The sequence below is a fragment of the Leyella stercorea genome (assembly GCF_021531655.1).
This window is the reverse complement of sequence record NZ_JADYUF010000001.1, coordinates 200,926-213,701: the sequence shown is the minus strand read 5'-3', so window position 1 is coordinate 213,701 and position 12,776 is coordinate 200,926. Positions and strand designations below refer to the sequence as shown.

Genomic DNA, 12,776 nt, shown 5'->3' with positions numbered 1-12,776 from the left:
CCTTGGCGTCTGTGGGTACGAACTTATTCGTGAATTATTCATATTTGTAAAATTAATTTTGAACAGTTACTTATTACTTTAGAATGGGATAATAAAAAACGCTTTCTTTTTTGTGTTTTCTTCGATTTGCGTTATCTTTGTAAACAAAAAGAAAAGATACAAAAGATCACATGACAACAACCATTATTATCTTAGTTCTTTCGGCTGTGTTCTTCGCCATGGGCAAAGTTCGTTCCGACCTCGTCGCATTGTGCGCCCTCGTCGCCCTACTGCTCACCGGAATACTCACTCCGCAGGAAGCCCTATCGGGATTCTCCAACTCGGTGGTGATAATGATGGTGGGACTGTTTGTTGTAGGAGGCGGCATCGTACAGACCGGACTCGCCAAGAAAGCTTCAGGTAAGTTGATGACATTGGCTGGCGACAACGAACTCTGCCTGTTTCTACTGTTGATGGTAGTGACAGCCGTGATTGGTGCTTTCGTAAGCAATACCGGAACCGTAGCCCTTATGATGCCTATAGTGGTTAGTCTGGCACAAAAAGCCAAGATGCGCGCCAGCCGTCTGCTTATGCCACTTGCCTTTGCCAGCAGTATGGGCGGTATGCTCACACTCATAGGTACCCCACCCAACCTTGTTATTCAGGAAACTCTGACCGAGAACGGTTTTGAGCCACTGAAGTTCTTCAGTTTTTTACCTGTAGGCATTGTGTGCATCATAGTAGGTATTGTAGTACTGCTACCCTTGAGCAAGCGGTTTCTCAATGGTGGTAAGCATCGTCAAGAGGACGAAGCTGGCAAGAAACGCGCCAAGTCGCTTGATGACCTTATGGAAGAATATAACCTGAAAGACAATCTGTCGGTATTTACTGTGGGAAAACTATCGATAGCCAACAACAAGACACTTGCAGAACTTGACATACACCATCGATACGGTCTTACAATACTTGAAGTACGTCGCATCAAACAGCCCCATTCCCCTTTGATGAAGGAAGTTGAGCAACGCCTTGCAGGTCCTGACACCAAGCTTGCTGAAGGCGACATAGTATACGTAAGTGGCGACCCCGAACAAGCTATGAGATTTGCTGTCGATATGAAACTCGGCAAGACAAGCGAGGAACTTGCTTTCTATGATATTGGTATTGCAGAAATAGTACTTATGCACAACTCCCGTTTGTGCGGAAAGACACTGAAGGAGACCGGTTTACGCCGATTGTATAACGTAAATGCTCTTGGCGTGCGTCGTGGTGAAAACTATATCACCGAAGGACTTGCAGACATGAGATTCCGTCAAGGTGACATAATTCTCATACAAGGCAAATGGAAGAACATCTCGCGTATAGCCGACGTCGCCGACGGCATAGTGGTGATGGGACAGCCATTGGAGGAGGCTTCTCGCGTGACTCTCGACTACAAGGCTCCACTTGCAGCTGCCATAATGCTGCTTATGATAATGACTATGGTGTTCGACTTCATCCCTGTAGCACCTGTCACAGCTGTTATGGTGGCTGGTCTGCTGATGGTCATTACTGGTTGTATACGCTCGGTAGAGGCAGCCTATAAAACGATAAATTGGGAGAGTATAGTGCTCATCGCTGCCATGTTGCCAATGTCGGTGGCTCTGGAAAAGACGGGAGCATCGGCAATGGTTGCAAGTCTGCTGGCCGACAACCTCGGACAGGCAAGCCCTTATGCCCTACTCGCCGGTGTCTACTTCACCACATCGCTTTTGACAATGTTCATCAGTAATACTGCTACTGCTGTTCTCATGTCTCCCATAGCCCTTACCTCGGCAGCAGCAATAGGCGTCAGTCCCTATCCCTTACTCTTTGCCGTAACATTAGGAGCGAGTATGTGCTTTGCATCGCCGTTCTCTACACCACCCAATGCACTCGTTATGCAGGCTGGCGGCTACTCGTTTATGGACTACATCAAGGTGGGACTGCCGCTGCAAATCATCATGGGACTGGTGATGATAGTAGTGTTGCCGCTGATTTTCCCGTTCTAAATCAAAATGAAGTGCAAATAATTGCGTAACTTTGCACGACGATATAAAATACAATAATATATGCCATTAAGATTACCAGATAAACTCCCCGCTATCGAACTCCTCAAGCAGGAGAACATATTCGTGATGGACAATTCGCGGGCCACGAGTCAGGATATTCGACCGCTTCGCATTGTAATACTCAATCTCATGCCGCTGAAGATAACGACCGAGACCGATCTCGTGCGTTTGCTTTCAAACACTCCGCTGCAGATGGAGATATACTTTATGAAGCTGAAGAGCCACACATCGAAAAACACTCCTATAGAACACATGATGTTGTTCTACAAAGACTTCGATGTACTCAAGAATGAGAAGTTTGACGGAATGATTATCACAGGTGCGCCTATAGAGCATCTGGAATTTGAAGACGTGGGCTATTGGGACGAAATAACGCGGGTTTTCGAGTGGGCAGACACGCACGTTACAAGTACTATGTACATTTGTTGGGCTGCACAAGCAGGACTTTACTATCATTATGGCGTCCCCAAACATCAACTGCCTAAGAAGAAGTTCGGCGTGTTCCGCCAATTTCCACTTACTCCGCAAATTCCGTTGTTCCGCGGATTCGACGACTCTTTCAATATGCCACACAGCCGCCACACAGAGGTACGACGCGAAGACATAGTGAAGCACCCTGAACTTAACATCATAGCAGAATCGCCCGAGAGTGGCGTTAGCATGGTAATGGCACGTGGCGGACGACAGATATTCGTCACTGGACACATGGAATACTCACCCTATACTCTCGATAGCGAGTACAGAAGAGATATGGGCAAACGCGACGATGTGGAAATGCCTAAAAACTACTACATCGGCGACGACCCGAGCCAGAAACCACATGTGACATGGAGGGCTCACGCCAATCTGCTGTTCAGCAACTGGATTAACTATTATATATATCAGGAAACTCCGTATAATATTGAGGAGATTGAATAAAACATAATAATCAAGTCTTACATTATAAGGCAAAAACAATAGCCCTGCTACTACTCCCCTCTCTACATGGTAGGGACTGTGGACAGGGCTTTTTACCATACTTTATGAATCAAAACAACAACTCTCTCCCTCGTCCAATTGAACTTCTTGCCCCTGCCAAGAATCTTGAGCAAGGCATTATCGCCATTGATCATGGGGCAGATGCCGTGTACATAGGAGCCAATGAATTCGGAGCACGACAAGCTGCAGGCAATAGTATAGATGACATTGCCGAACTTGCCAGATATGCCCACAAGTTCGGAGCACGTGTGTACGTGACAGTCAACACCATCGTCTACGAGCACGAACTGCCAAATGCCAAACAGCTGTTGCGGCATATCGTAAAGGCAGGTGTTGACGCTATTCTTGTACAGGATATGGCTGTGGTGGAGATGATGAGCGAGATAGCCTCAGAACCGGAAATGAAAGGACTGCATATGCCCGAACTGCATGCAAGCACACAGACCGACAATAGAACTGCCGAGAAGGCTGCATGGCTCACAAGCGTAGGGTTCAGTCGTGTAGTGCTGGCTCGTGAACTGTCGCTTGATGAAATACGCGAAGTACATAAAGCTGTACCACAGACCGAGCTTGAAGTGTTTGTGCATGGTGCCTTGTGCGTGAGCTATTCGGGAGCATGCTACGCCTCACACCATTGCTTCGGACGTAGCGCCAACCGTGGCGAATGTGCGCAGTTCTGCCGTCTAGCTTTCGACCTTAAGGACAGCCGAGGAGAAACCATACGCCGTGCAAGCCATCTGCTATCGCTTAAGGACATGATGCAACTTGACCGTCTGGAAGAAATCGTCAAAGCAGGAGCAACATCGCTGAAGATAGAAGGCCGACTGAAGGATGCTGCTTATGTGAAAAACGTGGTAGCAGCCTACAGCCAGCAACTCAACGAGATAATAGAGGCAAATCCAGAAAAGTACCGTCGCAGTTCCTGGGGCAAGGCTGAATATACATTCATACCTAATCTGGACAAGACCTTCAATCGAGGTTTTACTCACTACTTTCTCGATGGCCGACGCGACGACATTTCTTCGTTTGATACTCCGAAGGCAATGGGCGAATACGTAGGCTACGTAAAGGAAATAAGACGTGGCTCGTTCAACGTTGCCGGTACGGCAATGTTTGCCAATGGTGACGGCCTGTGTTTCTTCACACCCGACCGCAAGTTGCATGGTTTCCGTGTGAACCGTGTAGAGAACAACCGTCTCTTTCCGCTCTCAATGCCTGAAGAATTAAAGGCAGGTATGGCTCTCTACCGCAACAACGATATGGTGTTTGAACGGGCTATGCAGAGCAAGACTGCCGAGCGTAAACTGGCGCTCGATATGACAATAAGCGTTGATTGTGGCAAGATTGTACTCGAAGCAGTAGACGAGACAGGACGCAAGGCTTTCACCCCACTCGACGAACCGCTGCAAGATGCCCAGAAGCCACAAACCGACAACATCATACGCCAGCTCGAGAAACTGGGCAACACAATGTTCCGCCCTGGCAATATAAGATTGATGGGTGGCGTGGCAGGATTCTTCATCCCGTCAAGCAAGCTTGCTACGATGCGACGTGAGGTGCTGGCTCAGATTGAAGAACAGCCTATTGATACGGACGAGAATAAAGGCCGACAGAAACAGACTGCCTACGGCATCAACGATAATAATGCTGGTCACAAGCGTTATTTAGAAGCCGAAAAGATTGATGCAGCCAATGTGTCCAACCACCGAGCCGAAGCCTTCTACGAAGAACACGGTGTGAAGCACGCGGCTGCAGCATTTGAATTGACTGACGGAGCACGTTCTGGCGCAAAGACTTACGGTACGCCACGTGCCAACACTCCACTCATGACATGCCGCTACTGTCTGCGCTACGCCATGGGTTTCTGCGTAAAACGAGGTGGCAAGCAACCTACATGGAAAGAACCTCTTTTCCTTGAATCGACGGACGGCAGACAGGTACGCCTGACATTCAATTGCGCAAAATGCCAGATGGAAATTTACGCTACAGACTAACTTTTTTGCAGAAGAAAGAGACGAGAAATAAAAAAGCAAAGAAATGACGAGAACCAGATTGATTATAGCAATGATTGTCGGACTGATGACCTTGTCTGGGTGCTACCACACAAAGACAAGGCATCACGATGCGTACACAACAACCAATACTATGGACTATGCAGACAGTTCGTTCTATAGTACTCATCATTACGCTCAGAACTATAACTTCGTGGTGAAGAGCGATACTTTGTCGTTGCTACGCCAGCAGCCAGAGGAGAAACTCAACGGACTGCACACCGACTCTTTCCTCGTAAAAAAAGGCGACCATCTGGTAGTTGTCGACATACGATTGCTTAAGGATGATCCTGCGGACTCTGTATGGATACAACTGGCGCGCGATCAATATACATTCGGATGGATACACGAGAGCCGGCTAATGCCCTCTGTTGTGCCGGACGATCCGATATCTCAATTCATATCTACATTCTCCGACAAGCACCTGCTCGTGTTTCTTATCATTATAAGCGTAATTGCCATAAGCTATCTGACGTATAGCATCAAGCAGAAACACGTAAAGGCAGTACATTTCAACGACATAAACTCGTTCTATCCCACTTTGCTCGCGTTGACCGTGGCAATGGCAGCCACGTTCTATTCAAGTATACAACTGTTTGCACCCGATGTGTGGCGCCATTTCTATTTCCACCCATCGCTCAATCCTTTCTCCTTGCCTCCGATACTCGCCATTTTCATAGCTTCGGTATGGGCAATGATAGTGATGGCAATAGCAACAATAGATGATGTCTATCACAAGTTGCCATTCGCCCACGCCACATTATATATGTGCGGTCTTGGTGCTGTATGTGCTGCTAACTATATCATATTCAGCGTGAGCACACTATATTATATAGGATACGTATTGCTCGTAGCTTATATGGCAATTGGCATACGACGATATGCCAAGAACAATTATTACCCTTATGTCTGTGGCAACTGCGGAGCAAGACTTCGACATAAGGGTGTATGCGACAATTGCGGAGCTATAAACTCCTAATAGATGAGAGGCTAAATAAATAGTGACGCACCAAAAACAAGAACGGCATAACGCAGGAATTTGCCTAAGCTAATGCTGATGAGTGAGATGACTACATTGGCACGCATCAATCCGAGTGCTATCGTTATGGCACTTCCAAGCAATGGCAGAAAGGCAAAGAATCCCATCCATGCACCTCGACCTGCCATAAACCGCTCAGCCTTTTCGATACTCTCAGGGCTGACGTGCAGATAACGCTCAATCCATGCAAGATTGCCCATTCTACCTACACAATAATTAAATACCGAACCCAAGATGTTGCCTATAGTACCATAGACAACGAGCCATACGGGATTCAAGCCTGCTGCCTGTAAAGCCAGCATCACAGCCTCGCTGCTGAAAGGAAAGAAGCTGCCCGCAAGAAATGCGGCAGCAAGCATACCCCAATAGCCCCAATCTATCAGAAAACTCAGAACTGTATCCATACATTACAAACAGTAAGGGCAAGTGTAGCCACAAGCATAAAACAGAAAATGAGATTTGTAATCAGCGAATTGGTAAGCGATATGAAATGACCTATAAGGGGTGAAGCACTCACAATAAGCATAGCAAGGAGGAAGTGCATGTTGGTAGGCTGAAGAATCATGAATATCATAGTGAATATTATCATCACCGAAAAGAAGTCGAACAGCATACGTGTACGTATCTTGTCACGATAGTTGTTGAGACGGAAATTGATCATTCCGACTACGGCTAAAAGAGCAATGAATACTATGGTAACAATTTGCACCAGAGGGATGTCAAGCCATACCGACTGTGAATCAAAGTCAAGAAGTGCTGTAAAATGATCGCCTATCAGAGAAATCTGGTCGGAAAAGGCATAATAGCCAGTTGCAAACCAATACGGAAGCAACAAACCCAACAAAGACGCTACATAGACACGTGCGCAACCATTCATGATGTTCGTTGCCATCAAAACCCATATTACAGGTATAAAAAACAATATCTGTACATAGTAGATGCTGGCAATGCCAAGCATGGCAAAAGCATAGAACACCCTGCCTACCGAGGCACGACTCTGGTAGGTAGTGAAAAGAAACAGATAGAAAGCAATGAAGCACGTCTGTACAATGCCACACTTAATGTCAACAAACAGAAAGTAAGCCATTACAGCCAATACTATGAATGAACACGACACCATACGACTGTAGATGCGTATCAAGGCATTGGAGTTGTTGAGCTCCATCATTAAAAATGCAGAAACGACGAGCAGAGCAAATTGTATCCACATATGCTCACCCAGCAATCCGCCCAACAAACATACGATAAAAGCATACACGCCCGTTGCTGGCAGCGAGATGCGGCTCTCGGCAACACGATTCTGAAATCTCTTTCTTCTCATTCCTTATTATACTATATAAAATAGCTCGTTTATAATAAATAAAAAAGCCCCACCCCATGTCATTATTATTGACACTTTGCACTCTTCATCGCAAGGAAGAAGGGCATGGGGCGAGGCTGAAAAATATTCTTTACAGGTCCTGACCTATATCACGACGGAAGTACTTGCCTTCGTACTCTATCTTCTGAGCCTCGGCAAACGACTTGGCAAGAGCCTCGTCCTTATCCTTACCATATGAACTAACGGCAATAACACGTCCACCATTGGTCACTACGTTGCCATCCTTCATGGCTGTGCCCGAATGGAATACCACAGAACCTTCTATCTTTTCAAGACCATTAATCACGTAGCCTTTCTGATAAGCTTCAGGATAACCACCGCTAACAAGCATTACGCAGACAGCAGCACGTGGGTCGAATTCAATAGAACGCTTGTCAAGGTCGCCAGCGGCAACACCCTCAAAGAGGTCAACAATATCACTCTTAAGGCGCAGCATTACGCTCTCGGTCTCCGGGTCGCCCATTCGGCAGTTGTACTCGATGACCATCGGCTCGCCCTCAACATTGATGAGTCCGAAGAAGATAAAGCCCTTATAGTCGATACCTTCCTCAGCCAAGCCTTCAACGGTAGGACGAATGATGCGCTCGTCAACCTTCTTCATCCATGCCTCATCGGCAAAAGGAACTGGCGTAACGCTACCCATACCTCCGGTATTCAATCCCGTATCGTGCTCGCCAATACGCTTGTAGTCCTTTGCCTCTGGAAGAATCTTGTAGTTCTTGCCATCGGTAAGAACGAATACCGAGCACTCAATACCGCTAAGGAATTCCTCGATGACTACACGTGCTGAAGCATTGCCGAACATACCGCCAAGCATGTCCTTGAGTTCCTTCTTTGCCTCCTCAAGAGTAGGTACGATAAGTACACCCTTACCGGCGCACAGTCCATCGGCCTTGAGTACATAAGGAGCCTTGAGTGTTTCCAAGAACTTGAGTCCCTCTTCGAGTGTAGTACCGTCGAAAGTTTCATACTTGGCTGTGGGGATGTTGTGACGCTTCATAAAGCGCTTGGCAAAATCCTTGCTTCCCTCAAGTACAGCACCTGCCTTAGAAGGGCCTATTACGGGAATGTTTTTGGTACGCTCGTCGTCGCGGAAATTATCATATACTCCCTTTACCAACGGATCTTCCGGGCCAACAACAACCATGTCAATATTATTCTCGACACAGAATTGCTTAAGAGCCTCAAAATCATCAGCTTTGATAGCCACATTCTCTCCTACAGCAGCCGTTCCGGCATTGCCAGGAGCTATGAACAGCTTCTCACACTTGTCGCTCTGTACTATCTTCCATGCAAGGGCGTGCTCACGGCCGCCGCTTCCCAACAAAAGAATTTTCATCTCTATAATGTTTAATTATTTATTATTAATGTTTAATTGGGGTGCCGACTTACAATATAAAATGTTTAGTGTCTAATGTCGATTGTTAGATTAATATTAAACTCTCAACAATTAAAACATTAAACACTAAACATTAGATATTTACTTCAAGAAGTCGAAGAAATACTGACTGATACGCTCGTGCAGATGCGTGCTCTGATGTCCGCGCATGTTGTGCGGCTCGCCCGGATAAACGAAGAAGTCGGGTTGTGTGCCAGCTGCGATACAAGCCTTGAGGAAAGTAAGGCAATGCTGTGGCACAACTGTTACATCGTTGTAGCCGGTAATAATCTGCAGACGGCCTTTGAGGTCTTTGGCCTTATAGAGCAACGAGGTCTTCTTATAGCCTTCAGGATTGGTCTGCGGAGTGTCCATATAGCGCTCGCCGTACATCACCTCATACCAGTGCCAGTCGATAACCGGACCACCGGCTACGCCTACCTTGAACACATCAGGATAGTTGGTCATAAGTGAGATGGTCATGAATCCGCCAAAGCTCCAGCCGTGTACACCGATACGATCGGCGTCTACATAAGGAAGACTCTTAAGATATTCTACACCCTTCATCTGGTCCTTCATCTCTTCCTGACCAAGCTGACGGAATGTAGCCTGCTCAAACTCCTTGCCACGGTTTTCCGATCCTCGGTTGTCAAGGATAAAGAGCAGATAGCCCTTGCTTGCCATATAAGTCTCCCAGCCACGTGAACCGTAATGATAGCTTGCATCAACATTATGAGCATGAGGGCCACCATATACATATATAATAGTAGGATACTTCTTGTTTGGGTCGAAGTTAGTAGGCTTAACCATACGCCAGTAGAGGTCGGTCTGACCGTCGGCTGCCTTCACAGTACCACAGCTGTATTCAGGCACGTTGTATCCCTTCCATGGATCTTCAGCCTTGAAATAGCTCAGACGCTTGCCGTTTTCTGTATTGACAATGGCAATGTTACGAGGAACAGTAGGTGTTGTGTAACGGTCGAATATGTACTTTCCGCTTGTGCTAAGTGTGGCTGTGTGCCATCCCTTGCCGCCCTCGTCCATAAGAGTACGCTTGCCGTTGCGAGTGTCTACGACAAAGATGTTGCGCTGTATCGGGCTAAGCTCGTTAGATGCTATGACAACACTCTTGCGCTTGGCGTTGAAGCCCAGCACCTCAAGTACAACCCACTTGCCTGAAGTGAGCTGCTTGATTTCGAGCGACTCAGTATTGTGAGCCATACGGCTGCCGTGCTTGCCGAGTGTGCAGAGATAGAGATGATTGTAGCCATCCTTCTGGCTCTGCATAAGGAACTTGGTGTTGTCCCACGGCAAGAACATGATAGGATGTTGAGGTTCGACATACTTCTCGTCGGTCTCGCGATAGAGTTCGCCTGTCTTCTCGCCGGTAGTAGCATCATAGCTTACAAGACGGCAGTCGTTCTGGTCGCGGTTGAGTTCGAACATATATATTGTCTTGTCGTCGGGACTCCATGCGATGTTAGTAAAATAACGGTCGGTAGGGTCGCCTGCCTTAAGATACACGGTATTGCCAGTCTTAGTGTCGAATACGCCTACAGTAACCTTGTGCGAGGTCTCACCCGTCATAGGATACTTATCGGGAGCGGCTTTGGCACAGCAAGTCTGTGTCTCGGGATGCTTGAAATAATCAATCTCGGGAATGTCTACCTGCGGATAATCAGTCACCATCGACTGATCCATGCGGTAGAAAGCCAGTTTGGTACCGCTGTTGCTGAAGTAAGTGCCTTTGTGAATGCCGAACTCATCACGGTGAACGCTCTGTCCGTAAACAATCTCACGTGAACCGTCCTTAGACAGCTGCCACTCCTTTGTGCCAAGACGCATGAAGAGGTTGTTGTCACGAAGGACAGCCATAGCCCCGCTCTTATAGTTCATTTCGAGAACATTGTCGTCCTCGCCTATCTCATGGCTGCTTACAAGGCTGTGCTTCTTGAAGTCGACAACATAAATCTTGCTGCCATTGCCCAACACAACTTCCGGGCGGTCGGCATTGGGGAACTGGCCATTGTAGAGCGAACGCACCTTGATGTCCTTGGTGTTAGAAATCCATTGGTTGATTTCATTTACCGAGAACAGCTTAGTCTCCTTGCCGGTCGATTTGTCTACCAGGTAACATTCGGAAGCGTCCTGACGCACAAGCTGGTCGCCCCACCATGTACAATAGCGGTTCTTGGGCACCATGTTGTGGAAGTTCTTGCCACCGAAGTTCAGGTCTTCAAGTGTAAACTCCTTCTGCTGCTGAGCACTCACAGTCAAGGAGGCAAACAGCCCGAATAACAATGTTGACAGATACTTAATCTTCATTATCAAATCTTTTTTTATTGAAACCTTTGCCACCCTTACGGTCGCTCTTAAATCCTTTGCCAAACGACTTTTCGCCATCGCGTCCACGTCCGAAGGCTCTGTCATCGTCGCGACTGCGTCCAAATGACTTGCCTCCACGTTTGCCGAACGACTTGTCGTCTTCACGGTCGAAACGCTTGCCACCGCCACGACGGTCGTCATTGTCCTTGCGGCGCTCCATTGAGCGGAACTTGAACGAGCGGATGTCGGCTTCTGCATTCTCCTCGTCCTCATCAAGACGCTTCTTGAACTCACGGTTCTTCTTGAAACGATGCTTTTCGGCCATCTGTCGCTTTTCCTCTTCGGTCTTTACGATGCCGCCTTCCTGACGGAAATCCTTCATGGTGCCGTCGAAGATGCTATACTTGCGGAACTCGCACTCCAACGATCCGTTGTAAACGGGAATCTTGATAGAAGGCTTCAATCCTATAGCCTCGAAGCACTCCTGGCGATAGCTAAGCACCCAAGCCTCATTACCCATAAAGGCATGCTTCAGTCGCTCGCCAATCATCTTGTAGGTGTTGAGCAGGTTGGGTGTAGAGATACGCTCGCCGTACGGAGGATTGACCACGATGATGCTCTTCTCTGCGGGTTTTGTGAAATCCTTGAAGTCGGCGCAGTCGATAGTAATGTCGTTGGTAAGACCGGCGGCACGCACATTCAAGCGGGCTGTATTGACAGCCTTCATATCGATGTCGTATCCGTAAATATGGTGTGTGAACTCACGTTCCTGAGAGTCGTCGTTGTAGATGGTGTCGAAAAGTTCAGCATCATAATCGGGCCACTTCTCGAATGCAAATTCCTTGCGGAACACGCCCGGACTCATGTTGTGGGCAATAAGGGCAGCCTCTATGGCAAGTGTACCTGAGCCACACATTGGGTCGATGAAGTCGGTCTCGCCTTGCCATCCGGTCATAAGAATCATACCAGCAGCAAGAACCTCATTGAGCGGAGCCTCTACCGACTCCTGGCGATAGCCACGACGATGAAGCGATTCGCCACTTGAATCGAGCGATAATGTGGCAGCAGTCTCGGCAATATGGATGTTGAGACGGATGTCGGGATTGCTTACTGAGATATTAGGACGGGTGCCTGTCTTCTCACGGAACTGGTCGACTATAGCGTCCTTCACCTTATATGTGACGAAACGCGAGTTACGGAACTCCTCAGAGTATACTACAGAGTCAACCGAGAACGTCTTTCCTTTCTCGATGTACTGGCTCCAGTCTATCTTCTTGATTTCTTCATACACATCATCAGCCGAAGCTGCCTTAAACTTGGCGATAGGCTTAAGAATACGTATGGCTGTGTGAAGTTGGAAATTGGCACGATACATCATCTCCTTGTCGCCGGTAAACGAAACCATTCGACGGCCTATTTCCACATTGTTGGCACCCAATTGGGTGAGTTCTTTTGCCAGGACGGGCTCAAGCCCCATAAATGTCTTGGCAATAAGTTCAAATTCATTCATTTTTATCTCGATAATATTTTATTGTTTCTTACAATTGTTATTTATCAG

The 12,776-nt window shown here is 47.4% G+C and carries 9 protein-coding genes; 4 read left to right on the top strand and 5 right to left on the bottom strand.

From position 1 onward, the window contains the following. The first annotated feature begins 170 nt into the window (after positions 1–170). The 4 genes from I6E49_RS00860 to I6E49_RS00845 all read left to right on the top strand — a co-directional run bounded on the left by I6E49_RS00860 (position 171) and on the right by I6E49_RS00845 (position 6,074). Entirely contained in the window at positions 171–2,006 is a 1,836-nt protein-coding gene (locus I6E49_RS00860; RefSeq protein WP_235399819.1) for an SLC13 family permease, read from the top strand. Positions 2,007–2,066: 60 nt separating this feature from the next. Next, the gene (gene metA / locus I6E49_RS00855; RefSeq protein WP_235399820.1) at positions 2,067–2,984 is read left to right on the top strand and encodes a homoserine O-acetyltransferase MetA; all 918 of its coding nucleotides are present in this window, start codon (positions 2,067–2,069) and stop codon (positions 2,982–2,984) included. Positions 2,985–3,088: 104 nt separating this feature from the next. Further along, positions 3,089–5,038 (top strand): peptidase U32 family protein, encoded by a 1,950-nt coding sequence (locus I6E49_RS00850; protein WP_235399821.1) that lies wholly within the window; start codon positions 3,089–3,091, stop codon positions 5,036–5,038. Positions 5,039–5,081: 43 nt separating this feature from the next. Next, positions 5,082–6,074, top strand: coding sequence for a zinc ribbon domain-containing protein (locus tag I6E49_RS00845; RefSeq protein WP_235399822.1), 993 nt, complete (start codon positions 5,082–5,084; stop codon positions 6,072–6,074). A gap of 11 nt (positions 6,075–6,085) precedes the next feature. Here I6E49_RS00845 and I6E49_RS00840 read toward each other — a convergent pair whose 3' ends face one another. The 5 genes from I6E49_RS00840 to I6E49_RS00820 form a co-directional block, all read right to left on the bottom strand. Continuing rightward, positions 6,086–6,538: a YqaA family protein gene (locus tag I6E49_RS00840; RefSeq protein ID WP_235399823.1), complete on the bottom strand. Its 453-nt coding sequence runs from the start codon at positions 6,536–6,538 to the stop codon at positions 6,086–6,088. After that, complete coding sequence (locus I6E49_RS00835; protein ID WP_235399824.1) at positions 6,523–7,455, bottom strand: hypothetical protein; 933 nt, start codon at positions 7,453–7,455, stop codon at positions 6,523–6,525. The genes I6E49_RS00840 and I6E49_RS00835 overlap by 16 nt, the downstream gene beginning before the upstream one ends. A gap of 130 nt (positions 7,456–7,585) precedes the next feature. After that, a complete protein-coding gene (gene purD, locus I6E49_RS00830) occupies positions 7,586–8,854 on the bottom strand; it encodes a phosphoribosylamine--glycine ligase (RefSeq protein WP_235399825.1) in 1,269 nt (422 codons plus the stop codon). A gap of 141 nt (positions 8,855–8,995) precedes the next feature. Then, entirely contained in the window at positions 8,996–11,218 is a 2,223-nt protein-coding gene (locus tag I6E49_RS00825; RefSeq protein ID WP_235399826.1) for a S9 family peptidase, read from the bottom strand. Next, positions 11,208–12,728, bottom strand: a complete 1,521-nt coding sequence (locus I6E49_RS00820) for a THUMP domain-containing protein (RefSeq protein ID WP_235399827.1) — start codon at positions 12,726–12,728, stop codon at positions 11,208–11,210. Before I6E49_RS00820 ends, I6E49_RS00825 begins: the two co-directional genes overlap by 11 nt. Positions 12,729–12,776: the final 48 nt, after the last annotated feature.